Source organism: Pontixanthobacter luteolus, from assembly GCF_947494915.1.
In the GTDB taxonomy this organism is placed as follows: domain Bacteria; phylum Pseudomonadota; class Alphaproteobacteria; order Sphingomonadales; family Sphingomonadaceae; genus Pontixanthobacter; species Pontixanthobacter luteolus.
Genome location: NZ_CANLWR010000002.1, coordinates 529,595 through 552,094, shown reverse-complemented (window position 1 = coordinate 552,094; position 22,500 = coordinate 529,595). Strand labels below are relative to the sequence as shown.

Annotated in this window: 25 protein-coding genes; 8 read left to right on the top strand and 17 right to left on the bottom strand. The window is 59.8% G+C overall.

All coding sequences use genetic code 11. The features are described from left to right. Position 1: 1 nt before the first annotated feature. The 9 genes from PO778_RS11560 to PO778_RS11520 all read right to left on the bottom strand — a co-directional run bounded on the left by PO778_RS11560 (position 2) and on the right by PO778_RS11520 (position 8,302). Positions 2–769, bottom strand: a complete 768-nt coding sequence (locus tag PO778_RS11560; RefSeq protein ID WP_160731088.1) for a SufD family Fe-S cluster assembly protein — start codon at positions 767–769, stop codon at positions 2–4. Next, positions 769–1,512, bottom strand: coding sequence for a Fe-S cluster assembly ATPase SufC (gene sufC / locus PO778_RS11555; RefSeq protein WP_271439731.1), 744 nt, complete (start codon positions 1,510–1,512; stop codon positions 769–771). The genes PO778_RS11560 and sufC overlap by 1 nt, the downstream gene beginning before the upstream one ends. A 36-nt stretch (positions 1,513–1,548) precedes the next feature. Continuing rightward, positions 1,549–2,034: an endonuclease domain-containing protein gene (locus PO778_RS11550; RefSeq protein ID WP_271439730.1), complete on the bottom strand. Its 486-nt coding sequence runs from the start codon at positions 2,032–2,034 to the stop codon at positions 1,549–1,551. 3 nt (positions 2,035–2,037) lie between these two features. Continuing rightward, positions 2,038–2,388 (bottom strand): hypothetical protein, encoded by a 351-nt coding sequence (locus PO778_RS11545; RefSeq protein WP_271439729.1) that lies wholly within the window; start codon positions 2,386–2,388, stop codon positions 2,038–2,040. Continuing rightward, positions 2,388–3,929, bottom strand: a complete 1,542-nt coding sequence (gene sufB / locus PO778_RS11540; protein ID WP_271439728.1) for a Fe-S cluster assembly protein SufB — start codon at positions 3,927–3,929, stop codon at positions 2,388–2,390. The genes PO778_RS11545 and sufB overlap by 1 nt, the downstream gene beginning before the upstream one ends. Then, entirely contained in the window at positions 3,926–4,351 is a 426-nt protein-coding gene (locus PO778_RS11535; RefSeq protein ID WP_160731093.1) for an SUF system Fe-S cluster assembly regulator, read from the bottom strand. The genes sufB and PO778_RS11535 overlap by 4 nt, the downstream gene beginning before the upstream one ends. A 108-nt stretch (positions 4,352–4,459) precedes the next feature. Then, on the bottom strand, positions 4,460–5,329 hold the full coding sequence (locus PO778_RS11530) for an AraC family transcriptional regulator (RefSeq protein ID WP_271439727.1): 870 nt from the start codon (positions 5,327–5,329) through the stop codon (positions 4,460–4,462). Positions 5,330–5,558: 229 nt separating this feature from the next. After that, entirely contained in the window at positions 5,559–6,491 is a 933-nt protein-coding gene (locus tag PO778_RS11525; RefSeq protein WP_271439726.1) for a helix-turn-helix domain-containing protein, read from the bottom strand. Then, the gene (locus tag PO778_RS11520) at positions 6,488–8,302 is read right to left on the bottom strand and encodes a DUF885 domain-containing protein (RefSeq protein WP_271439725.1); all 1,815 of its coding nucleotides are present in this window, start codon (positions 8,300–8,302) and stop codon (positions 6,488–6,490) included. The genes PO778_RS11525 and PO778_RS11520 overlap by 4 nt, the downstream gene beginning before the upstream one ends. Positions 8,303–8,647: 345 nt before the next feature. Between PO778_RS11520 and PO778_RS11515 the strand changes: the two genes are divergently transcribed. The 3 genes from PO778_RS11515 (at position 8,648) to PO778_RS11505 (ending at position 13,358) form a co-directional block, all read left to right on the top strand. Continuing rightward, positions 8,648–9,691 carry a quinone-dependent dihydroorotate dehydrogenase gene (locus tag PO778_RS11515; RefSeq protein ID WP_271439724.1) on the top strand — a complete coding sequence of 348 codons (1,044 nt, stop codon included), beginning with the start codon at positions 8,648–8,650 and terminating at the stop codon, positions 9,689–9,691. Between the two features lie 10 nt (positions 9,692–9,701). Continuing rightward, on the top strand, positions 9,702–11,453 hold the full coding sequence (gene ggt / locus PO778_RS11510) for a gamma-glutamyltransferase (protein ID WP_271439723.1): 1,752 nt from the start codon (positions 9,702–9,704) through the stop codon (positions 11,451–11,453). A 99-nt stretch (positions 11,454–11,552) separates the two neighbouring features. Beyond that, positions 11,553–13,358, top strand: coding sequence for an AMP-dependent synthetase/ligase (locus PO778_RS11505; protein ID WP_271439722.1), 1,806 nt, complete (start codon positions 11,553–11,555; stop codon positions 13,356–13,358). Here the strand turns inward: PO778_RS11505 and PO778_RS11500 are convergent. The 4 genes from PO778_RS11500 to PO778_RS11485 form a co-directional block, all read right to left on the bottom strand. Further along, on the bottom strand, positions 13,355–13,831 hold the full coding sequence (locus PO778_RS11500) for a hypothetical protein (protein WP_160731099.1): 477 nt from the start codon (positions 13,829–13,831) through the stop codon (positions 13,355–13,357). The genes PO778_RS11505 and PO778_RS11500 overlap by 4 nt on opposite strands. A gap of 10 nt (positions 13,832–13,841) precedes the next feature. Then, positions 13,842–14,369 carry a hypothetical protein gene (locus PO778_RS11495; RefSeq protein WP_271439721.1) on the bottom strand — a complete coding sequence of 176 codons (528 nt, stop codon included), beginning with the start codon at positions 14,367–14,369 and terminating at the stop codon, positions 13,842–13,844. A 96-nt stretch (positions 14,370–14,465) separates the two neighbouring features. Then, positions 14,466–15,458, bottom strand: a complete 993-nt coding sequence (gene thiS, locus PO778_RS11490) for a sulfur carrier protein ThiS (RefSeq protein ID WP_271439720.1) — start codon at positions 15,456–15,458, stop codon at positions 14,466–14,468. 16 nt (positions 15,459–15,474) lie between these two features. Next, entirely contained in the window at positions 15,475–15,846 is a 372-nt protein-coding gene (locus PO778_RS11485; protein WP_271439719.1) for a MerC domain-containing protein, read from the bottom strand. A gap of 116 nt (positions 15,847–15,962) precedes the next feature. Between PO778_RS11485 and PO778_RS11480 the strand changes: the two genes are divergently transcribed. The 4 genes from PO778_RS11480 to rpsI all read left to right on the top strand — a co-directional run bounded on the left by PO778_RS11480 (position 15,963) and on the right by rpsI (position 18,559). Next, the gene (locus PO778_RS11480; protein WP_271439718.1) at positions 15,963–17,024 is read left to right on the top strand and encodes a COX15/CtaA family protein; all 1,062 of its coding nucleotides are present in this window, start codon (positions 15,963–15,965) and stop codon (positions 17,022–17,024) included. 9 nt (positions 17,025–17,033) lie between these two features. Next, positions 17,034–17,351, top strand: coding sequence for a divalent cation tolerance protein CutA (gene cutA, locus PO778_RS11475; protein ID WP_271439717.1), 318 nt, complete (start codon positions 17,034–17,036; stop codon positions 17,349–17,351). A gap of 204 nt (positions 17,352–17,555) precedes the next feature. Beyond that, positions 17,556–18,035, top strand: coding sequence for a 50S ribosomal protein L13 (gene rplM / locus PO778_RS11470; protein WP_160731105.1), 480 nt, complete (start codon positions 17,556–17,558; stop codon positions 18,033–18,035). Beyond that, positions 18,035–18,559 (top strand): 30S ribosomal protein S9, encoded by a 525-nt coding sequence (gene rpsI, locus PO778_RS11465; protein WP_160731106.1) that lies wholly within the window; start codon positions 18,035–18,037, stop codon positions 18,557–18,559. Before rplM ends, rpsI begins: the two co-directional genes overlap by 1 nt. A gap of 129 nt (positions 18,560–18,688) precedes the next feature. Here rpsI and PO778_RS11460 read toward each other — a convergent pair whose 3' ends face one another. Next, positions 18,689–19,438 carry a metallophosphoesterase family protein gene (locus PO778_RS11460; RefSeq protein WP_271439716.1) on the bottom strand — a complete coding sequence of 250 codons (750 nt, stop codon included), beginning with the start codon at positions 19,436–19,438 and terminating at the stop codon, positions 18,689–18,691. Positions 19,439–19,491: 53 nt separating this feature from the next. Beyond that, positions 19,492–19,758, bottom strand: a complete 267-nt coding sequence (locus tag PO778_RS11455; protein WP_160731108.1) for a hypothetical protein — start codon at positions 19,756–19,758, stop codon at positions 19,492–19,494. A gap of 207 nt (positions 19,759–19,965) precedes the next feature. On the opposite strand from PO778_RS11455, the gene PO778_RS11450 reads away from it, so the two are divergent. Further along, positions 19,966–20,259 carry a UrcA family protein gene (locus PO778_RS11450; protein WP_160731109.1) on the top strand — a complete coding sequence of 98 codons (294 nt, stop codon included), beginning with the start codon at positions 19,966–19,968 and terminating at the stop codon, positions 20,257–20,259. 206 nt (positions 20,260–20,465) lie between these two features. On the opposite strand, the gene PO778_RS11445 is transcribed toward PO778_RS11450, so the two are convergent. Beyond that, a complete protein-coding gene (locus PO778_RS11445; RefSeq protein WP_271439715.1) occupies positions 20,466–21,206 on the bottom strand; it encodes a LytR/AlgR family response regulator transcription factor in 741 nt (246 codons plus the stop codon). After that, positions 21,203–22,423 (bottom strand): sensor histidine kinase, encoded by a 1,221-nt coding sequence (locus tag PO778_RS11440; RefSeq protein WP_271439714.1) that lies wholly within the window; start codon positions 22,421–22,423, stop codon positions 21,203–21,205. The genes PO778_RS11445 and PO778_RS11440 overlap by 4 nt, the downstream gene beginning before the upstream one ends. Between the last annotated feature and the right edge of the window lie 77 nt (positions 22,424–22,500).

Here is a 22,500-nt window from a genome sequence, read left to right as displayed (position 1 = left end):
CTCACACTGCATCTCCATCCAGTTCTGCAAGCGTATCGTCGAGCATTTTCTGGCGAATATCGTCATCGGCGATATTCTCGAATGCATCGCCGATAAAGGCCTGGATCAGCAGCTTGCGGGCAATTTGCGGCGGGATGCCCCGGGCCGCCATGTAATAGCTGGCCTGTTCATCGAGCTGGCCGATGGCTGCACCGTGTGCGCACAGAACATCGTCCGCAAAAATTTCGAGTTCGGGCTTGGTGTTGGCCGAGGCCCCTTTTTCGAGCAGGATCGCACGGAAATTCTGCGCCGCGTCGGTTTTCTGCGCATCACGCGCAACCTCGATCCGGCCCAGAAAATTACCCGTTGCCCGGCCCCACTGCACCGCACGCACCACCTGATTGGACGTGGCGTTGGGGTGTGCGTGGATTGTCCGGGTGACGAATTCCTGCACTTTGTCGCCGCCACCTATGGTTACGCCGCCGAATTCAAAATGCGCGCCTTCGCCGAGCGTCACTTCCACTTCGACGCGCTGGAATTTCCCGCCCGCGATCATGTGGAACGCCTCGAAGCGTCCGCCTTCACCAACGTGCACCCGCAAACGGTCGACCATTCCTGGCGCGGCATCGCCGGAATTGTGGATCTGGTATTCGCTGCGTGTTTCGCCGGCGGGCACGTCGATCGTGCGCCAGTGATTGATCGCTGCCGCATCCGCATGGCGGAGATACTCGCCATCCGAATAGCGCCAATCCTCGTCGCGCGTCGTGGGGAGAGTTGCTGCTTCCGCCATCAGGCCGCCACCGCTTCGTAACCTTCGTGTTCAAGCTGCAGCGCCAGTTCCGGGCCGCCAGTTTTAACGATGCGGCCATTGGCAAGAACGTGCACCTTGTCCGGTTTCACATAGTCGAGCAGGCGCTGGTAATGCGTGATCAAGAGAACAGCCTTGTCGGGCGCGCGCATGATGGCATTGATCCCGTCGCCAACCGTGCGCAGCGCATCGATATCGAGACCGCTATCGGTTTCGTCGAGGACCGCGAATTTCGGGTCGAGAATGCCCATCTGGACCATCTCGGCGCGTTTCTTCTCGCCGCCAGAAAAGCCGACATTCACCTGCCGCTTGAGCATTTCCATATCGAGCTTGAGCAGCGCGGCTTTTTCTTTTGCCAGCTTCAGGAACTCACCACCCGACAACGGCTCTTCACCGCGCGCGGCGCGCTGCGCGTTGAGCGCCTCGCGCAGGAACTGAACATTGGAAACGCCGGGGATTTCGACCGGATACTGGAAACCCAGAAACAGGCCCGCCGCCGCGCGTTCGTGTGGTTCCAAGTCCAGCAGATCGACACCGTTGAAGCTGACCGAACCTGCGGTCACTTCATACCCGGGACGGCCGCCCAGGATATACGACAGCGTCGATTTACCGGCGCCGTTGGGCCCCATGATCGCGTGCACTTCACCCGCGCCGACTTCTAGCGTCAGGCCCTTGAGGATTTCGGTATCGCCGACATTGGCGTGGAGGTTTTCAATTTTCAGCATCAGTTTTTTCTCGTAAATTCCTGGGGTTCGCCGCGCTCAATACCGGCTGCGGTGGTGAAGGCCGTCGTCGCGGCGTTTGGGTGCGCGCCCGGGCTTCTCGAAGGGCTTGTTCAGCTCTTCCAGGATTGCGTCCTTGATCGGTTCGAGATCGCCCATCACTTCTTCCGCCGTGAAGCGTATGATGCGCACGCCGACTTCTTTCAGCTTGCGATCGGACAATTCCTCGATGGTTTTCTCCGCCTCCGTCTCGCCGGAGATTTCGACCACCAGCCAGCGGGTCTTGCAGGCGAAATCGACCACCGACGATCCCATCACCACTTCGCGCTGGAAGCTGAAATTGCCGACGCCTTTCTTGTCGAGCAGGCTCCACATACGCTTGTGCGCCTCGCTCGGGTGACGTTTGTTGAACCGCGCACGATCATGCAATTTGTCCTTGCGCGCTTCGGACACTTTCCAGCTTGCGGTCTTGTCGGCCTTGGCTGCATCGGACGTGCCGAGGGAGAGTTTTTTACGTTCGGTCATCGATTAATTTCCCGCTCGGCGCTGCCGGTCGTTTCTGATTTTGCCAAGCATGGCCTGGAAGTTCGGTTTGGCCTGAGCCGCCAGCATGGCGATCAGCTCATCCGCCTTGTCGGCGGGATATTCTGCGCGGATCGCTGCGTTCAATCTGGTGTCGAGCGCTTCGCAGCCCGAAGAAGCCTTGGCGAAGATTTCATTGTCGGGCAGATCGGTCTTTGTTTCGCGAACCGCGAAAGTCGTCATGCAGCGGTCATGCGCCTGCGCCAACTCCATCGCGCCAGGCTGCGCGGCTTGCGCTGAGGCGGCCTGCACCGGCACGCCAATGCACATCGCAAGGCCAATCAGGTAACGCACCATCACCCGACGCTCCCTTCGAGCGAGATTGCCAGAAGCTTCTGCGCCTCGACCGCAAACTCCATCGGCAGTTCCTTGAGCACTTCCTTGGCAAAGCCGTTGACGATCAGCGCCACGGCTTCTTCTTCGCCCAGGCCGCGCTGCATGGCGTAGAACAGCTGATCATCGCTGATCTTGCTGGTGGTGGCTTCGTGTTCGATCTGCGCGGTCGGGTTCTTGACCTCGATATAGGGGACCGTGTGCGCGCCGCATTTGTCACCCAGCAGCAAACTGTCGCACTGGGTGAAATTGCGGACATTGTCTGCATTGGCGCCCACGCGGACGAGCCCGCGATAGGTGTTGTCCGATTTGCCCGCAGAGATACCCTTGGAAATGATCGTGCTGCGGCTGCCCTTGCCGTTATGGATCATCTTGGTGCCGGTATCGGCCTGCTGGTAATTGTTGGTCACCGCGACCGAGTAGAACTCACCCACGCTGTCTTCACCGTTGAGTACGCAGGAGGGGTATTTCCACGTCACCGCGCTGCCGGTTTCCACCTGGGTCCAACTGACCTTGCTGCGGGCACCCTGACACAGAGCGCGCTTGGTCACAAAGTTGTAGATCCCGCCCTTGCCTTCTGCATCGCCAGGGTACCAGTTCTGGACGGTCGAATACTTGATTTCGGCGTCTTCCATCGCGACCAGTTCGACAACGGCGGCGTGAAGCTGGTTTTCATCGCGCATTGGCGCGGTGCAGCCTTCGAGATAGGAAACGTAGCTACCTTTTTCGGCGACGATCAGCGTACGTTCGAACTGTCCGGTATTCTCCGCGTTGATGCGAAAATAGGTGGAAAGCTCCATCGGGCAGCGCACCCCCTCGGGTATGTAAACAAAGGTACCATCCGAAAAGACTGCGCAATTGAGCGTGGCGAAGTAATTGTCGCGCTGCGGCACGACCTTGCCGAGCCATTTCCTCACCAGATCGGGATATTCGCGAATTGCCTCTGAAATACTGCGGAAAATGACCCCGGCAGCTTCCAGCTCCTTGCGGAATGTCGTCGCGACGCTGACGCTGTCGAACACTGCGTCGACCGCGACCTTGCGCGCGCCTTGGACCCCGGCGAGCACTTCCTGCTCTGCCAACGGAATGCCCAGCTTGTCGTAAACGCGCTTGATCTCCGGATCGAGCTCGTCGAGCGATTCCAGCTTCGGCTTCAGCTTCGGCTCGGCGTAGTAATACGCATCCTGATAATCGATCTTGGGATAGCCGAGCTTTGCCCAGTCCGGTTCTTCCATGTCCTGCCACAGGCGGAACGCCTTCAGCCGCCAGTCGAGCATCCACTCGGGCTCTTCCTTCTTGGCGCTGATGAACCGGACGGTGTCTTCATTCAGTCCCTTGGGGGCGAAATCCTGTTCGATGTCGCTAGACCAGCCGTGTTCGTAATCGGCCGCTTTCGCAGCCGCATCGCGCGCGGCCTTATCCTGAATTTCCGCGTCCTGAATGTCAGCCGTGTCGATGCGTCCATCTTTTCGCTGATCGCCGGTAAGTGTCGATTGCTCGTTCATGCGAGTTCCCGCTGGTTGTCTGTTTGTGCAAGCTGCGTCAGGCGGATATCCGCCAGCGCGCCGCGCAAAGCCTGGTTCACGATCGGCCAATGTGGCCGCACCGCGCAGTTTTGTTCCAATCCGCAATCATGCGCCCCGCTGTCGACGCATGCGGTCAGAGCGATGGGGCCTTCGATTGCCTCCACGATATCGGCGAGCGTGATGGCCGCCGCGGGCCGGGCAAGTTGTAGCCCGCCCTTTGCACCCCGAACCGAGCGCAGCAGTCCTGCTGCGGTAAGCTTGCTGACCACTTTCTGCACCGTTGGGGCCGGCAGCTGGATTTCTTGCGCCAGTTCGGCCGCCGACACGCGCCCGCCGCCGCAATGGCGTGCGGCTGCCGTCATCGTGACGACGGCGTAGTCTGCAAGATTCGATAGGCGCATTTGCTCAAAAACTCTAATTCGGACTGATTCGTTCCGATTTGCAGCTAGGGGCGCAAAAGCGGTTCTTCAAGAGCAAAGCCCTTGTTGCGAGTCGTTAGCAATCGAGGGCTATTTTACAGCGTCGAACAGGTTGAGCCGGTTGAAGTTCTTCATCTGCAACATCGTGTGCAGGATCGGATCGGTCGGACCCCCCAGCCGCGTGGGCGTATGCCCGCAATATCGCCGAATTTCGCGCACCATGTGCGGCTGGTCGAAAAATGCCTCTGCTATAATCGCTTCGGCATGGCCGCTTAGATCCGGCTGAGCGAGAAGCGCTGACGCACGAATAGCGCGGTATTTCCGGGCCAGTGCAGCAGGCGGCAAGCCGAAATACCGTTCAACCAGCCGTTCAGTCTGGCGGCGCGAATAGGAAATGCAGTCAAAGAGCCAGTCGACCTCCGGATTGAGAGAATTCCCCAGCCATCCCAGCGTTTGCTCAATCAGCTCTTCGTGCCGGCCGGGCACTGGGCTGAGGCGCGGGGCTATCCAGTGAAGCAGTCTATCGCAGCCCTCCCGCCCATCGATATCTCCGGCTCTGTAACTGGCGTTGGTTTGCTCCGCGAAATCTGACCATTCCGGCCCAAGGATTTCTTGCGGAGGAAAGAAGCGGTCGATGTATTCGTTCGCGGGCTTGCCCGTCAGTGACGCCCAGCCCAGCGGCGACAGGGACGCACCAATCGCATGCCAGGGGCCATTGACGGTATACGGAGCCGCCACGGAAAATCCGCTGAGCATGTGCGAACCGCCAGTTACCGGGTGTTCTACACCGTCAAATTCGATGCCCCCCTCGCCCCGCGCGAACAAGGCCAATTGCCCCAATGCGCCAGGTTGTTTGTCAACGATGACCGGTTCGTCACAGGCGAAATGGAACAGGGCCAGCACATGGCGCTGCAATTCCTTGGGCGGATCAACATATTCGAGAGAAAAACGGAGCGGCATGTCTAGATGATTGCGACCCATCCAGTGTCATGCCGCCCCGAACATGGCGCAGCGAACACCCGAAGGTTTCCTCGCGCATGTCTGTTGGGAATATGCGTAGACACCTTTGCCCCATCTCCATTGTACCAGAGCGACATCGATAGCCCTTATCCCGCACTATGGCGGCGCACAAGCAGTACGAGCAGTCTATTCTTGAGAACAACCTCAACCGATATGAAAGGGCCTCAATTTATTCGACCGAGATCTCATTCGACCGGGCGACTTCATCGAATAGCGGCGCTTTGTTGTACCCCTCCGGCCCAAGTGTCTTCGCACTGACTGTGCCTTCGGCATCGCTGAGCAAACGCGGCGTTTTGCCTGTGAAGTGACGGATTTCCCTGATCAGATGCGCCTGATCATAGAAACCTTCCATTACCTCCGCTTCAATTTCAGGAGACAGCGACGGTAGAGTCATCAACGTGGCTGACCGTATCGCCCGGTACCGCCTGATGAGGCGCGACAGAGGGCGGCCGAAGAACTGCTTGGTAAGCCGCTGGACCTGGCGCTGCGACAGCGAAGTATGCACCATGAAATCTGCAGGCTGAGGATCGAAGTTCTCCGTCAGCCAGGCCTGCATCACATCAATGAATTCGGCGTGGGCAGCGGGCAGCGGCCGCAGCGCCGATACCAACACCTCGCCCAATTTTGCGCAAGCGGCCGCCGGGTCCATCATGCCGTCGGAAAGCCCGGAAGAAATCGCATCGAGCCGGGCCACCACATCCGGCGGCAGAGCATCCTTTGCGGGGACAACCCGGTTGCCCCACTCGTCCATCGGCAAACCGGTCAGCGCGGCCCAACCGTGGATTTTGAGTGACGCGCCGACCAATTCCATCGGGCCATCAATGCGAAAGGGGGCTGCCTGATCAAGCTGGGTAACAAAAAACGCCGGCGATGACTGCGCTACGCGGCCATCGGCGAAGCGCAATTGCCCGCTGCCTTTCGTCACCAGCATCAATTGGGGCGAATAGGCAGGCATGATATCTTCGATCACGCTCTCATCGCTGGCGAACGAGTAGAGCGTGTTCAAATGGCCTGCCAGACATTCGGGCCCCGCCAAGAACGAGAAATCGAAGCTGGATTTTTCCGGTTTGCGAGCCGTCCCTCGCTCAGCATCCCGGTTCACTGCTGTGCAGCTATCCAGCTCTCGACATTCTCTTCCATGATGGAGAGAGGCACAGGGCCGCTCTTCAGGATCGTATCGTGGAAGCCGCGAATATCGAATTTCTCGCCAAGCTCGGTCCGCGCCCGTTCGCGCAGTTCCATGATTTTCAGCTTGCCGATCATGTATGCCGTCGCCTGACCAGGATAGACCACGTAGCGCTCGATCGCCTTACGGATGTCACCATCAGGATTGGGGGTGTTCTCGGTCAGATAGGCAATCGCTTCTTCGCGGCTCCAGCGTTTGTGATGGATGCCGGTATCCACAACCAGTCGACAGGCTCTCCACAGTTCCATCCCCAGGCGGCCGAAATCGGAATAGGGGTCGGTATAGAAGCCCATGTCCTTGCCCAGCTCTTCCGAATAGAGTCCCCACCCTTCGGAATAGGCGGTTACGCCGCCGAACCGCCGGAACGGAGGCACATCGCCGAGCTGGGTCTGAATCGACAATTGCAGGTGATGCCCTGGCAAACCTTCGTGATAGGCCAGCGCTTCAAGCTCGTTTTTCGACATGTCGCGCAGGTTGTAGAGGTTCACATAATAGGTGCCCGGGCGCGATCCATCGGGTGCGGGGCGTTGGTAAAACGCCTTGCCCGCGCTCTTTTCACGAAATGCCTCGACCGGCTTGATCACCAGCGGATCGGTGGGGAGCACGCCGAACCATTGCGGCAGAGCTTTCTCCATTTTTGCGATCGCGGCCTGCGCGTCCGCTAGATATTCTTCGCGCGTTTCGTAGAAGAACTGGTCGCCATTGCGGGTGTATTCGAAAAATTCCTGCAACGTTCCTTCGAAACCGACCTGCTTCATGATCCCGCGCATTTCGCCATGGATCCGGTCCACTTCGCGCAGTCCGATGTCATGGATTTCGTCAGCTGTGAGATCGGTGGTCGTGTAATTCGCGAGCAGTGCCTTGTAGTAGTCGGCACCGTCGGCAAACCTCCAGATGCCGTCATCTGTCGGGGCGATGGCCTGCTGACGCTTCATTTCAGCCAGAAGCCGCTCGTACGCAGGCTGCGCCGAACCAGACCATGCCGCCTGTGCCTGCGCTTCGAAATCGCCTGCGTCGGCAGCGGTCAGTTCAATTGCCGATACTTTCTTGGAGAAGTCTTCCAGGATTGGATTGGCGTCGCCCGAATTGAGCAGGTTCTCGATGTCTGAAATCACGTAGGGATAGACCCAATCAGGCGGCATCACGCCCGCATCGGCGCGTTCACGAGATTCTGCTGTCAGCTGGTCCAGTGCCGGGCCAAGCTTCTCGATGCGCGACACATATGCGGCTGCATCGCCAGCATCGGTGACCCTGTGGATGTTGATCAGAAAGGCCGGCAGCTGGCTTTGCGCGCCATTCATCTGGTCAAAGACGTAGCCGTTCTTGCGATATTCGAACCGGTCCGCGCTACGCTGGGCCATCGCATCGAACAGGCGGTAAGAAAGTGCATCCTGCGCATCGAGCGCGGAAAGGTCGTATTCGGCGCGCATGGCCGCAGCGGTCGATTGCAGCAATTCCTGATCAGCGACCGACGAGGCATCGCTGAAATCACCCCAATCGTCATAATCCTCATCACGTATCCCGCGATAGGCTTTCGACAAGGGCGACAGCGCCAATTGCTGCGCATCATAGTTTTCGAACAGCGTCCCGAGATCCTGGACTTCGGCAGCCGCGGCAGCTTCCATCGGTGCCGCCTGCGCCGAAACCGGTTCCTGATAGGCCGCCGAACAGCCAGCCAGCGCGAACGCTGGCAGGATACCGAATGCGATGATTGATTTGCGCGACATGATGTTCTCCTCAAAGCTTTTGACGCACTCCTAGGGGCCAAAAGGCGGGTTTGGCCAGAGGGTTCGTTGACATTGCAGACGCGCTGAAAGGACGAACAAAAAAAAGGGACGGCCCCGTTTCCGGAAACCGTCCCTAAAGTCGAGGAACTCAAATGCATTACTGCCAGAGCCCTTCGGGTCGCAGGAGTGGTAATACGCATGGCTGCATGATTCGCATTGTATGGAAGCGACAGAATCGACCCCCAAGCGAAAAAACTAGCGAATTCAACGGTAATACAACTGCAACATTTGACAGAATTCGTGCGGCATCGACATGGGAACGCTCTCTTGCCATAGCGACTCGCAATGCTGTTTCACCTGCTCAAGCCCGCCATATTCACCCTCGATCCGGAAAAGGCTCACCGCCTGACGGTTGCCGGACTGCGCGCCATGCCTGCCGGGCCAAAGTCTGTGCCAGGCCGGCTGTCGGTCAATGTTGCCGGGATCGAATTCCCCAACCCTGTCGGAATGGCCGCCGGTTTTGACAAGGATGCGGAGGTTCCAGATGCGCTGCTGGGTCTCGGATTCGGATTTACCGAAGTTGGCTCAATCACGCCGCGCCCGCAGGAAGGAAACCTGAAGCCGCGGCTTTTCCGGCTGGTGGAAGACCGCGCGGTCATCAATCGCATGGGATTCAACAATGGCGGGGCCCAAAGCGCGGCCGAACGGCTGAAAAGCCGCCGGGCGAAAGGCGGCATCGTCGGCATCAATATCGGTGCGAACAAGGATTCTTCCGACCGGATTGCCGATTACGCGCACATGACGCGGATCATGGCTCCTCTGGCGAGCTATCTGGCGGTGAACATTTCCAGCCCCAATACGCCGGGACTGCGCGCCTTGCAGGATGAAGGGGCGCTGATCGAATTGCTGGATTCGGTAATCGAGGCGCGCGCAGGCGTATGCCCTGAAAACGCCCCGCCAATCTTCCTGAAAGTTGCACCCGATCTCACACCCACCGATGTCGATGCAATCACCCGGATCGCACTCGACAAGAACCTTGGTGCGCTGATCGTTTCCAACACCACGATTTCGCGCCCGTCTTCGCTCCGATCGCATCAGTCTGCGGAAACAGGCGGGCTTTCGGGTGCGCCGCTTCGCGCCTTGGCGCTCCAGCGTGTGCGCGATTTCCGGACCGCGACCGGCGGTGCAGTTCCGCTTGTCGGGGTCGGCGGTATAGGCAGCGCTGACGATGCTTGGGAACGTATCCGGGCCGGGGCCAGTCTGGTGCAGTTCTACAGCGCAATGGTCTATGAAGGCCCGGGACTCGCCAGGAAGATCACCCGCGGGCTGGAGCGTTTGATGAAACGCGATGGCTTCTCGGCCATTGCCGAGGCTGTCGGAACAGAATAGCGCTGCTGGAATGAAAACGTTGAAGAACGCATCGCGCATGGCGGCCCTGTTCCTGACCGGTACGCTGCTGAGCGCCTGTACCGCTGTACAAACCGGCCAGACCGCAGTCGAAAGTGCTGCCCCAGCTGCCCCTCAAATTCTAGCCCAGGGCGCCGTGAGCGCAGCCGATCCGCGCGCGCAGGCCGCTGGTGAAGCTATGCTGGCACAGGGCGGAACGGCGACCGATGCCGCGATTGCCACTATGCTGGCGCTCAGCGTGGTCGAACCGCAAAGTTCCGGCATTGGCGGTGGCGGTTTCATGATCCGCGGTACCAGCGATGGCGAGGTCATGAGTTTCGACGGCCGCGAAACCGCCCCGGCGGGCGCAGTGCCGGAATGGTTCATGGACGAGAACGGTGGACTGCTGAGTTACCGCGAGTCTGTGCTTAGCGGGCTGAGCATCGGCGTGCCGGGCAATATTGCCATGGCTGCAAAGGCGCATGGCCAGCACGGAAAGCTGGCATGGTCCGCGCTGTTCGAACCGGCGATCAAACTGGCCGGTGAAGGTTTCGTCATGAACCGCCGGCTCAACGCCTCGCTCGACGGTTCGCTGGAACGCGCCGGCCGCTCGCCGGAAGCTCGCGCGCTGTTTTTCGATGCGCAGGGCAATCCGAAGCCGGTCGGAACGCTGATCAGAAACCCCGAAATGGCAAAGACCCTTCGGGCCATCGCGGCTGAAGGACCGGAGGCGTTCTATGGTGCAGACGCAGCAGAGAAGCTCGTACAGACGGTGAAGGTAGACACACCGCGCTCCGGCGCAATGACCCGCGACGACGTCATGGGTTATGAAAGCAAGGCGCGCACCGCAGTCTGCGGAATGTACCGTGAATACCGGATCTGCGGAATGGGCCCGCCATCATCGGGCGGCGTTGCCGTGCTGCAGATCCTCGGCCAGCTGGAGCGCTTCGACCTTTCTGCGCTCGGCCCGGACAGTGCAGTGACATGGCACCTGTTTCTCGAATCCCAGCGCCTCGCCTATGCTGACCGCGAATTGTACCTCGCCGATAGCGATTTCGTCAGTGTCCCCGTGAACGGGCTGCTGGATTCGGACTATATTGCCGGGCGCAGCGCGCTGATCTCTGCCGATAAGGCGATGGACAGCGCCGCGCCGGGAACTCCGCCAGGCTTCACAGCTGCCCGCGCCGATGGGGATGAACCAACCGAAAACGGCACCTCGCATCTCGCCGTGATCGACAGCGCCGGAACCATGGTCAGCTATACCTCCACGGTAGAGGGGCCATTTGGTTCGGGCCTGTTCCACGGCGGTTACTATCTCAACAACGAATTGACCGATTTCAGCCGCTCGCCAATGGTGGACGGCAAGCCGGTGGCCAACCGCGTCGAAGGTGGCAAGCGTCCGCGCAGTTCAATGGCGCCAAGTGTGATTTACGACCCGCGGGGTAGGCCAATGGCCGCAATCGGTGCCGCCGGCGGATCGACCATTCCGGTGCAAACCGCGCGCGCCATCATCGGCATCATCGACTTCGGGCTGGAGCTGGAGGATGCACTCGGCCTGCCGCTGCTGATGGCTTACGGCGACAATGTTCTGATCGAGGAAGGCACCTGGTTTGAAACCCGCGTGGACGAATTCAAGGCGCTGGGGCACGCCAAGATCGGCGCGCGCAAGCCGCCGCTTAAGGCTGGCGGGATTCTTTGGAACGATGGGAACTGGGTTTCGGCCCGCGACCCGCGTTTGAACGGGATGCTGGAAACCACGCCTTGAATGCGGCGCGGGTTGCCGCGATGCGATTGGCAGCCTAAATCGAAAAAACCGGTTTCAACGCACAAGAATGCGGAAACTTTATTGGGTGAGGAGCGCATTTTGCAGCTAGCCGACGTGGATACGGCCAATAGTCTGGTCGAACTTTTCTTCAGCCGCGCAGACGAGAAAGGCGAGCTGCCTTTCCTCGGCGCGAAGCGTGACGGGGAATGGCGAACGATAAGCTGGCGCGAAGCCGCTGAACGGGTCAGCCTGCTGGCCGAAAGCCTCCGCCGGATCGGTATGAAGGACGGCGACCGGGTCATGCTGGTGTCAGAGAACCGCCCCGAATGGTGCATCGCTGATCTGGCGATCATGGCCGCGGGATGCATCACCGTGCCTGCCTACACCACCAATACCGAACGCGACCATGTTCATATCCTCGACAATTCGGGCGCACGGGCAGTGTTCGTTTCGACGGAAAAACTGCTTAAGCCGCTGCACCCTGCACTGCTTGCGTCGGGCGTCGCCGAACACGTTATCGGGATTGAGGACCTGCACCGCCACCAGTCGGGCAGCTTCGATTATCACGACTGGGATGCAATGCTGCAAGGCGACCCCGCCGAAGCGCGCGCCGCAGTCGAGAAACGATTGGAAGGCATCAGGCGAGATACGACCGCCTGCATCATTTATACCAGCGGCACCGGCGGCGCACCGCGCGGCGTGTTGCAGCACCACGGTGCGATTTTGTGCAATGCAGCGGGCGCGGCGGATATCCTCGCAACCGATTTCGGCCTGGACGAGGAAGAACGCTTCCTCAGCTTCCTGCCCCTCAGCCATGCCTATGAGCACACCGGCGGGCAGTATTTGCCGATCGCTGTCGGCGCGCAGATTTATTATTCCGAAGGGCTGGAGAAACTCGCCAGCAATATTGAGGAAACCCGGCCGACAATCATGGTCGTGGTCCCGCGCCTGTTCGAAGTGCTGCGCACGCGGATCATGAAGCAGATCGAAAAGCAGGGCAAAGCCGCCAATTTCATGATGGACCGCGCCCTTTCCATTGGCGAACACAAGGCCAGCGGGAAAATGCGCCTGCGCGACAGGCCGATGAATTTCGTCCTCGAGAAAGCACTACGCCCCAAGATCCGCCAGAAATTCGGCGGCAGGGTAAAAGCGATGGTATCGGGCGGCGCGCCGCTGAACCCCGATGTCGGGATTTTCTTCGAAGCGATGGGGCTGACCATGCTGCAGGGCTACGGCCAGACAGAGGCTGGCCCGGTTATCAGCTGCAACCGTCCCGCCGCCGGGATCGCGATGGACACCGTCGGCCCGCCGATGAAGGGCGTGGAAGTCAAGATTGCCGATGACGGCGAGATTCTGGTTCGCGGCGAACTGGTGATGCACGGCTATTGGCAGAACGACGGCGAAACCGCGCGGGCAATCCAGAATGGCTGGCTGCACACGGGCGATATCGGCCATCTGGATGACAAGGGCCGGATCAAGATTACCGACCGCAAGAAAGACATGATTGTCAACGACAAGGGCGACAATGTCGCGCCGCAAAAGATCGAAGGAATGCTGACACTGCAGCCCGAGATTGCGCAGGCGATGGTGAGCGGTGACAAGCGGCCCTATATCGTCGGGCTGATCGTGCCGGATGCCGAATGGGCGCTGGAATGGGCGCGGGCAAATGACGAAAAGTTCAATCTAGTGCAGTTGCAGCAGCTTCCGGCATTCCGCAGCGCCGTTAGCGATGCGATTGCACGGGTGAACAAGGACTTGTCCGTGGTGGAGAAAGTGCGCCAGTTCACCTTTGCCGACGAAGCGTTCTCGATCGAGAACGAAGAAATGACCCCAAGCATGAAAATCCGCCGCCACAAGATCCGCGAACGGTACCAGGAACAGCTGAACGGGCTGTATCGGGGCTAAGCTACCGCCTTCTTCAACAGCTCCAGCTCCTCGATTAAAGGCGTCCGTTCAGCGCGGAGAGTTTGGAGGAATGCCTCAGTCTGAGCCTTGCTATAAAGCCTGGAATCCTGAACCCGGACACCTTTCTTTATTTGAACAACTTCATTGATCAGCACCCATTCGCCCTCCGGGACCGCGCGAATTGTAAAACATCCGTGCACGAACTCATTACGTTCTCGTTCTCGCAGAGACCAACGATCCAGGCGCGCTGCCAGCTTTTTGCAATTTGGATCGTTGGATTTGCGCAACCAATCTCTGAGGTGTCGTGTTCGGCTCCCGGCTGTATCTGTAAGCTTTATTTGATCGGCACCCTTGATTGAGGAGAAGTGCTCGATCGCTGAAATAACGGCCCGCTCGACCCGTGCAAAATTGTCGAGGCATTGTCCTCGCCAATGGTTCACCTCTGCAATGTTTTTCTGGTTGTCAGTAGTCATGACAACTCAATCAAGCCGCTTCTTTCTCGATAAACTCCGGATAGAAGCTCGGGCGTGCATCGCTCCAACCGGGCGCGGTCGCGGCGGCTTCGCTCAGGGATTGAAGCAACATCTTGCGGCGTTCTGGCCGGATCTGCGGCAGGGCAGCGGCGGCGCAGAACGCTGACGGCAGCCAAGGGCGCGCCTCTGCACCCAGCAGGCGTTCGTAGAGAAAGCGGAAGGCGGAAAAGCACCCCAGCCGTTCCTGCGCCAGATCGAATGCGGCAACGCGGGTCAGCTTGCCAATGAACCCTTCGATGCTTTCAAAACCGGTTTCGCAAGGGACGGTGTCGCGCAAAATCTTGAGTTCCTGATATGCGACATACTGGCTGCGGATGGCCGCATTTTCCACCGCATCGCGCGCCCACAGCTTGAACGCATCCTGCCGGCCCAGCCCGATATCCAGGCTGCGCCGTATATAGCGCTGCTCTGCCGCGTCGAAGCCCGCAAATTCGCGCATTTCTGCGATGGTGAGCGATGCAGTAGTGGTGGTTGCCATGATCGTGCCCCTCTGTGTTCGAGGATCACAATCACCCAGTATGGTTAATTAATGGTTAGGCCTGAATTGCGGTCACAGCCGCAGCGGACGATCGGGTCAGATCAGACCTGCGAGCGGAGAGCTGGGATCGGCATATTTGCGGGTTCCCATGCGGCCGGAAAGGTAGGCGTGACGCCCGGCTTCCACCGCCAGCTTCATCGCGTGCGCCATCCGGATCGGATCCTTCGCCTCTGCAATCGCGGTATTCATGAGCACGCCGTCGCAGCCCAGTTCCATCGCAACCGCTGCGTCGGATGCCGTGCCGACCCCGGCGTCGACCAGCACCGGCACGCTTGCGCCTTCCACGATCAGCCGGATCGTGACGCGGTTCTGGATGCCAAGGCCGGAACCGATGGGTGCGCCTAGCGGCATGACCGCAACCGCGCCGGCTTCTTCCAGCTGCTTCGCCGCGATCGGATCGTCGACGCAGTAAACCATCGGCTTGAAACCTTCATTGGCCAGCACTTCGGTGGCTTTGAGCGTTTCACGCATGTCGGGGTAAAGTGTGCGCGCCTCGCCGAGCACTTCCAGCTTCACAAGGTCCCAGCCGCCGGCCTCGCGCGCCAACCGCAAGGTGCGGATCGCATCTTCGGCGGTGAAGCACCCAGCGGTGTTGGGCAGGTAAACGGTTTCCTTCGGGTCGATGTAATCGGTCAGCATTGGAGCCTTGGGGTCCGAAACATTCACCCGGCGCACGGCCACGGTCACGATCTCTGCGCCCGACGCCTTGAGCGCGGCGGCGTTCTGTTCGAAATCCTTGTATTTGCCGGTGCCAACGATCAGCCGCGATTTGAACGTATGGCCAGCGACTTCCCACGTATCATCGCCATCATCCAGGTGATCGCCGCCGCCCACGAAATGGACGATTTCCAGTTGGTCGCCATCAGCCAGTGCAACATCGGCGAGAGTGGAACGGGGCGCTATCTCGCCGTTGCGCTCCACCGCGACCTTTGCCGGGTCAAGGTCGAGTTCGCGAACGAGATCGGCGATTGTCGATGCGGTGGTCTGCCGGCTCTCGCCGTTTACGGTCAGGGATTTTGTCTGGCTCATGTGGGCCAGATAGCGTTCAATGCGCGGCGCGCAAGTTGAGTATGTGGCCAATCGACACCAGCGTGACGCCGATAATCGTCAACACCACTTCATGCACGCCGTGCGGTACGGCCAATGCGCCGCCCATGAATGTCAGCCCCATCATGGCGATGACAAAGGGCGCTGCACGGCGATGCTGCAACGCACCCCAACCGATGGCAACCGCCGCGATGACCAGCGCAATGGCCAGCCCGATCCGGTGAATGACCGGCGCGAAGAAAAATTCGCCGCCGATGCCAAGCGCGGAAACGATCAGGATGCTGAGCAGACAATGCGCCGCGCACAGTCCCGAAAGGACCACACCGGCGCGATCAAGTCGCGCGCGAATCGATGAAAGTGCGCGTGTCATGTGCAGCCTACTTATGTAACGATGTATCATTCTGCAAGTGGGCATTGCTGCGAATCGCAAGATTGATTGCATGAAATCGACTTGCGAAACCGGCGGTGCGACAGCATTGGGGCAGCATGGAACGAGAAATCGACACGCAAACCTCACCGGAAACGGCCGGGCCTGCACACGGAAATCCGGCGGCGCTGGCGCGGTGGCTGCTGGCGGTTGCAGCAGTGATCGTCGTGATGGTGATCGTCGGGGGCATCACCCGGCTGACCGAATCCGGTCTTTCGATTACCGAATGGAAGCCTGTGACCGGTGCGATCCCGCCTTTGAACGAGGCGCAGTGGCAGGCCGAATTCGACGCATACAAGCAGATCGGTGAATACCAGCAGGTCAGCGGCCCGGCGGGCATGACGCTAGCCGATTACAAGTTCATCTATTTCTGGGAATGGTTCCACCGTTTGCTGGGGCGCTTCATTGGGCTGATCTACGCCCTGCCGCTTGCCTGGTACTGGGTCCGCGGCGCAATTCCCGCTGGTTACAAGCCGCGATTGCTGGCGCTGCTGGCGCTGGGCGCGCTTCAGGGCACATTCGGATGGTACATGGTGCGTTCCGGCCTGTCGGCGGAGATGACCGATGTGAGCCATTTCTGGCTTTCTATTCACCTACTGACTGCCTTGTTTACTTTGGCCGGGCTGATCTGGACCGCGCTTGACCTGCGCAGGCTGGCACAGATACCCGGTGCACGGCCGGCTCGGTTCACCGGGCTAGCCCTGATTGTCAGCTTGATCCTGTTTATCCAGCTGCTGCTGGGCGCATGGGTCGCTGGTCTGAATGCAGGGCTGGCATCGGATAGCTGGCCGCTGATGCAAGGCCGGATCATCCCGGAATTCGACCAGAGCAAAGGGCTGTTCTGGGCGGCGACGCACGATCCCTATTTGCTGCATTTCCTGCATCGCTGGTGGGCCTGGATCGCGGTCGCGGCGCTGATCGTGCTTGCCCGCAGAGTTCGTGCGTTCGACCGGCGCGCATCGATCGCAATCCATTCTGCGTTTGGCACGCAGATTATCCTCGGCATCGTAACGGTATGGACCGGGGTTGCCCTGTGGGTGGCGGTTGCCCATCAGGGCGTCGGCGCCTTGCTGGTGGCGGCAACAGCCTGGGGCGCGCATCTGATCGGGCGCAAGGCGTAGGGCCGGACCATGAGCGCGCTGATCTGGTCTCCCTTCGCCAACAAGGAACAGGCCAGAGATGCGGCCACCACCTTGCTGCGGGAAAATCTGATCGGCTGCGCGAACATGATGCCCATCGATTCCGTGTTCCAGTGGGAAGGTGAAATCGAACAAGGGCAGGAATGCGGGGCGCTGTTCAAGACCAGCGCCGATCTGCTGGATCAGGCGGTTCACCGACTGGAAGAAATCCACCCCTATGAAACGCCCGCCATCGCCGGCTGGAAATGCGACAGCGCAGCAGCTGCGACAGCGGCATGGCTCGGGTCCATCGGCCAGCCAGGCAAATAGCGTGCGATCTTTGCGGCAATCTGGCCCTGTGATAACCCGGCTCAAAAGTATGGCGGTATTATTTTACCTCCGCTGTGAGGCGCGGATTTGCTTGACTTCTAGCACGTAAACGAACAAATCGCGCGTTCTTCGCGACCTCCCGCATGTGGATTCGCGGGCAGGCGCTGCGAATTGCAGCTCACAGATTTAGGAACGGAAAAGCCCATGAAGGCTCTCAGCAAAGTCACCCGGTCGGTAAAACCGGCCGAGGTAGAAAAGAAATGGCACATCATCGACGCCGACGGCCTGGTCGTTGGCCGTCTTGCTGCCATCGTCGCCAACCTCCTGCGCGGCAAGCACAAGCCCATCTACACGCCCCACGTCGATTGCGGTGACCACGTCATCATCATCAACGCTGGCAAGGTGAAGTTCACCGGCAACAAGATGACCGGCAAGATCTATTACAAGCACACCGGCCACCCCGGCGGAATCAAGGAAACGACCCCGGCCAAGGTGCTGGAAGGCCGCTTCCCTGAGCGCGTGCTTGAAAAGGCAATTCAGCGCATGATCCCGCGCGGCCCGCTTGGCCGTGACCAGATGCGTGCCCTGCACCTCTATGCCGGCACCGAGCACCCGCATGACGGCCAGAAGCCTGAAGTGCTCGACGTTGCTTCGATGAACCGCAAGAACAAGGCTTCCGCATAATGGCTGACGAAAAGAACACCGTCTCCGATCTCGCCGATCTGAAAGACATCGCTGCTGACGCACCTGCTGCGGACGCTTCCACCGCTGAAAACGTGGTTGTCGAAACCATGCCGCTTCGCGAGCAGGAAATCGACGATCAGGGCCGCGCCTATGCAACCGGCCGCCGTAAAGACGCGACCGCTCGTGTCTGGCTGAAGCCCGGCACCGGCAAGATCACCGTCAACGGCAAGGACCAGGAAGTGTATTTCGCACGTCCGACCCTGCGCCTGGTGATCAACCAGCCTTTCACCATCACCGAGCGTGAAGGCCAGTACGACATCATCGCAACCGTTCGCGGCGGCGGGCTTTCGGGCCAGGCCGGTGCGGTTAAGCACGGTATCAGCCAGGCGCTGACCCGTTACGAGCCGGCACTGCGCAGCACGGTCAAGGCCGCTGGCTTCCTGACCCGCGACAGCCGTGTCGTCGAACGTAAGAAATACGGTAAGGCCAAGGCCCGTCGTAGCTTCCAGTTCTCGAAGCGCTAAAACTTACGCACTTCGCCGAACTACTACGGCACCAAATCACAAGAGGCGGCCTGGAAACGGGCCGCCTTTTTTGTGTGCCGCGCCCTTGGTCCACGCCCGCCTTGGCGTGCGACCAAGCATTCAATCGTTTCAATCGGCTGAGTAGACCCGCTGCTCTATTGCCAGACCTGTGTCAGGGGCAAAACTGATGACATTATAGCCCGGCTCTGCGCCTCGCAGGCGGGTCGACAAGGTACCAGCACCGATCATACGCACCGGATGATTTCCAGAAGCACGCTCCATATCGAATGGCACGTGCACGTGACCGGTAAGGATCGCATTCACACCTGCCTGCGAAAGCGCGGCAAAGGCATCGTCGCCGCCGATGGTCGGATTTTTGCGGTCCTCTGGTCCTGGCAGCAGCGGATGATGCGCTGTCAAGATTTTGAACCGCGGATCGCCGCGCAGTCTTTCGAGCTCCGCCAGGGTGGCTGCCAAAGCATCCTTGGTCACGAAGCCGTCGGACCACGGCCATCGCGGCTGCGCGCGTACGGTGGTCTTCAGCGAAACCAGAACCAGATGCTCCAGCTCCAGCACGCCGCCAATCGCGTCGCGCAAGGCGCCGTATCGTTTGTAGGGCTGCGTGAAGCGCTCCCACAGATTGAAATAGGGCATGTCGTGGTTGCCGGGTTCGATGACGACCGGCGTGCCTAGCGAACGGAAGAAATTGCGAACTTCTGCAAACTGGCGGTGGGTGGCGCGCTGCGTCAAATCGCCTGTGCAGATCACCGCATCGGGCTTTTCTTCAGCCACCGCATCGGCGAACCACTGGATTGCGGCTTTGTGCTCGACACCGAAATGGAGATCGCTGACGTGAAATAATCGGTGCGGCTTAATCATGGGGTGTCGCAAACAGTGTTTTGAAGCTGGTGCAAGCGATATTTGATCGCCGCCTAGACCCGCCCGCTCAGGATAAGCCAGGCAGAGACACCGTTCAGGCCGGAATACAGGAAATAGGCCCAAGCAATATTGCCCCAGCCATTGCCGGCCAGCAGCATGGCCGCAAGCAGGACCATGAACTCAATCGCTAGCGAAACCTGCCGTCCGCGCCTTGACCGCAGCCAGGGAACCTCGCGGACCAGCGAATTGCGACTCTCGATCGTCGCCTTGTGAAGTGCGAAATTCCCGATGCCGAGAACGAAGATGACGAAAACGGCCATATTGCAATTGTGCGAAATCATTCGTCGGCGCGCAAGAGTTGTTCGTCAGCCACTTCGCGCGATCGGTCCGGACGGCGTTACCTCCGTCGAAGTTTCGGCTGCCATTATCGACCCTTTGCTGAACCGGGCGAAAGTCTGGCCTATTCCTACAATTGCGAAGTGCCTTTCACCCCCCTTTTTCGGAAGGCCCGCAACGGAGGAAATATTATGAAACGCCCCCTTATTGCCCTTGCCGCAATCACCACCATGGCCGCAGCCGCCCCTGCGTTTGCAGAAGAAATCCAGGTCAACCACCATGACCTCAACCTGACGACAATCGAAGGCCAGCAGACCCTCGACCGCCGTGTCGACCGCGCTGCCAAACGCGTCTGCGGCTATAACGAACTTCGCTCCGGCAGCCGGTTCGTAACGCCGTCCATGCGCAGCTGCCTCGCCAAGGCGAAGGCCGGCGCCAACAGCCAGGTCGCCGCAATCGTCGATGACAAGCGGCTCGGCGGCTGAACTATCCCATCAGCTGAGCCAGCCCCGCACAGCCCTGATACGGTGCGGGGCTCGGGCCCGGGCCGGTCCAGTCCCCCGGCTCGGGCCTTCTTTTATGCGAGGGATTAGCCAAGTTCTGGCGCATTTCTGCGGACACGATTCTTGGGAAAGCTGTTACTCTGAAAGCGGTGGTTTGAAACCGGACAGCTGTTCTTCGGTGAGGCCGATCAGCGGCCAGCCATCGCCTTGACCTTGGGCAGGTACGTTCTTCCGATACGCAGCGCCTCCCCATCTTCAAGCTCTACCGACCACACGCCCAGCCCGTCATGGCGCAGCCCTCGAATGGCATCCTTGCGCAGGATCGTGGAACGGTGAATCCGGATGAATTCTGCCGGATCCAACCTTTTCTCCAGGCCGGCAATGGTCTGCAGTAACAGGTAGGTGCGGTCACCCACATGCAGCCGGACATAGTCCCGCTCTGCATCGATCTGGCTGACCTGGGACACCTCGATACGCAGCAATTCGCTGCGATGCGGAACCCACAACTCCTCCAGCCACTCGCTGCCTTTCGCGTCGCTTTCGCCGCGGCGTGTCATCGCGCGGTCGATAGCCCGTTCGAGACGATCAGTCGCAACGGGCTTGAGAACGTAATCGACTGCATCAAGATCAAACGCCTCGACTGCAAAATGATCATGTGCGGTCACAAAGATTACCGCTGGCCGCGCGTCCTGCTCAGCCAGTTTCCGGGCAACCGACAGCCCGTCTATCTCCGGCATCGTCATGTCGAGGAGTACCAGATCGGGCTTCAGCGCTTCGATCAGGCGAAGCGCAGCCGATCCGTCATTTGCGGTGCCGACCACCGCCAGATCCTTCAGCTTCGCGCAAATCACCTGCATCCGTTCGACCGCCAGCGGTTCGTCATCAACGATCAGTGTGCGTAATGCGGTGTCGGTCTGCTTGTCGGTCATGCGCTCAGCCTCAGGGGGACGCGGATTTCAGTACAATAGCCATCTTCGGTCGGCCCGGCGGTTATGGTCGCTTCATTGCCGAACCGCGCCTTCAGACGGTCGCGAACATTGGCGAGGCCGATGCCAAAGCCCTGTTCCGCAATGTCATTCGCGCCGGGACCATCATCGCTGACGGTGATCGCCAAGCGGCCAAAATCTTCGCGCGCAGCGACGCGAATGGTCACCGGACGGGTTAGCGGAGCGACAGCATATTTGACCGAGTTTTCGATCAGCGGCTGCAGGATCATGCCTGGAACGCGCGCCTTGGTGAGTTCATCGGGCAAGTCGATTTGCGTGATCAGGCGATCGGGGAAGCGAATAGCCTCGATCTCCAGGTAATGCTGCTGCAAGGCGAACTCGTCAGCCAGATCGACATCCGACGTGGTCTCGTCAGCCAGGCTGTGGCGATAGAAATTCGACAGGGTCTGGATCATTTCCTCGGCCCGGTCAGCCTTGCCGGTCATGACCAGCGCGCTGAGCGAATTTAGCGCGTTGAAAAGGAAATGCGGGTTCACCTGGTAGCGCAGCGAACGCAGCTCCGCTTCTTTCGCCTGCCGTCTGAATTCCGCCTCGCGCCGCTCGGCAACTTTCGTCTGGGCTACGGCCAGCATCGCAAAATAGATCGACGACCATGCCAGCAGCAGGAAATACCGCCCGATGGCGATGTCGACGATCATACGCCAGCGTTCCCATCCAACCGGCGCTTTGGCTATCAGCACCTCCTGCGCGGGCAAATTTTCTTCTATGGAATCGGCTGCATCGCGGTCCTGAGGGACTTCGATGAAGATATTGCCAGCCTCGTCACGGCGTATCCCGACCCCGCGTTCCTCGGCCATTTTCTTGGCCATCTGTTCCTGCAGCGGGGCGAAGGCGGACTGGTTCACCTGCGCGATAAGGATCGAGGCGGGGAGCGACAGGATCAGCGCCGCAGTGATCTTCATCCACAGTGCGCGCGCGTCGAACAATCGCAGGAACAGCCACAGCACAAACGTGATGCCCAGGCCCGCGATCGTCACGATCCCGCGGCGGCCCAGCGTTTCATACTGGAAGTCTATCCCGACGATTGTGCCGCGCAGCGTCGTGAGCAGGAAATAGGCTGCCCAAAGGACCACCATCGAAATCAGGACGGTCTTGAACGGGACGCGCGCTGGCGTCTTGGAGGTTGAATACGTGGCCATGACTATGACTGTGCTTTAGCGCGCCGCAGGCAAAAGGAGCCAGCGCCGTCGTCGAGAAAGGGGCGCCTTTCGTCGAG

Excerpts from the sequence above, each read along its gene's own strand:
- PO778_RS11560 (WP_160731088.1), bottom strand. The coding sequence starts at position 769 with ATGGCGGAAGCAGCAACTCTCCCCACGACGCGCGACGAGGATTGGCGC.
- sufC (WP_271439731.1), bottom strand. The coding sequence starts at position 1,512 with ATGCTGAAAATTGAAAACCTCCACGCCAATGTCGGCGATACCGAAATC.
- PO778_RS11550 (WP_271439730.1), bottom strand. The coding sequence starts at position 2,034 with ATGACCGAACGTAAAAAACTCTCCCTCGGCACGTCCGATGCAGCCAAG.
- PO778_RS11545 (WP_271439729.1), bottom strand. The coding sequence starts at position 2,388 with ATGGTGCGTTACCTGATTGGCCTTGCGATGTGCATTGGCGTGCCGGTG.
- sufB (WP_271439728.1), bottom strand. The coding sequence starts at position 3,929 with ATGAACGAGCAATCGACACTTACCGGCGATCAGCGAAAAGATGGACGC.
- PO778_RS11535 (WP_160731093.1), bottom strand. The coding sequence starts at position 4,351 with ATGCGCCTATCGAATCTTGCAGACTACGCCGTCGTCACGATGACGGCA.
- PO778_RS11530 (WP_271439727.1), bottom strand. The coding sequence starts at position 5,329 with ATGCCGCTCCGTTTTTCTCTCGAATATGTTGATCCGCCCAAGGAATTG.
- PO778_RS11520 (WP_271439725.1), bottom strand. The coding sequence starts at position 8,302 with ATGTCGCGCAAATCAATCATCGCATTCGGTATCCTGCCAGCGTTCGCG.
- PO778_RS11515 (WP_271439724.1), top strand. The coding sequence starts at position 8,648 with ATGCTGTTTCACCTGCTCAAGCCCGCCATATTCACCCTCGATCCGGAA.
- ggt (WP_271439723.1), top strand. The coding sequence starts at position 9,702 with ATGAAAACGTTGAAGAACGCATCGCGCATGGCGGCCCTGTTCCTGACC.
- PO778_RS11500 (WP_160731099.1), bottom strand. The coding sequence starts at position 13,831 with ATGACTACTGACAACCAGAAAAACATTGCAGAGGTGAACCATTGGCGA.
- PO778_RS11495 (WP_271439721.1), bottom strand. The coding sequence starts at position 14,369 with ATGGCAACCACCACTACTGCATCGCTCACCATCGCAGAAATGCGCGAA.
- thiS (WP_271439720.1), bottom strand. The coding sequence starts at position 15,458 with ATGAGCCAGACAAAATCCCTGACCGTAAACGGCGAGAGCCGGCAGACC.
- PO778_RS11485 (WP_271439719.1), bottom strand. The coding sequence starts at position 15,846 with ATGACACGCGCACTTTCATCGATTCGCGCGCGACTTGATCGCGCCGGT.
- PO778_RS11480 (WP_271439718.1), top strand. The coding sequence starts at position 15,963 with ATGGAACGAGAAATCGACACGCAAACCTCACCGGAAACGGCCGGGCCT.
- cutA (WP_271439717.1), top strand. The coding sequence starts at position 17,034 with ATGAGCGCGCTGATCTGGTCTCCCTTCGCCAACAAGGAACAGGCCAGA.
- rplM (WP_160731105.1), top strand. The coding sequence starts at position 17,556 with ATGAAGGCTCTCAGCAAAGTCACCCGGTCGGTAAAACCGGCCGAGGTA.
- rpsI (WP_160731106.1), top strand. The coding sequence starts at position 18,035 with ATGGCTGACGAAAAGAACACCGTCTCCGATCTCGCCGATCTGAAAGAC.
- PO778_RS11460 (WP_271439716.1), bottom strand. The coding sequence starts at position 19,438 with ATGATTAAGCCGCACCGATTATTTCACGTCAGCGATCTCCATTTCGGT.
- PO778_RS11455 (WP_160731108.1), bottom strand. The coding sequence starts at position 19,758 with ATGGCCGTTTTCGTCATCTTCGTTCTCGGCATCGGGAATTTCGCACTT.
- PO778_RS11450 (WP_160731109.1), top strand. The coding sequence starts at position 19,966 with ATGAAACGCCCCCTTATTGCCCTTGCCGCAATCACCACCATGGCCGCA.
- PO778_RS11445 (WP_271439715.1), bottom strand. The coding sequence starts at position 21,206 with ATGACCGACAAGCAGACCGACACCGCATTACGCACACTGATCGTTGAT.
- PO778_RS11440 (WP_271439714.1), bottom strand. The coding sequence starts at position 22,423 with ATGGCCACGTATTCAACCTCCAAGACGCCAGCGCGCGTCCCGTTCAAG.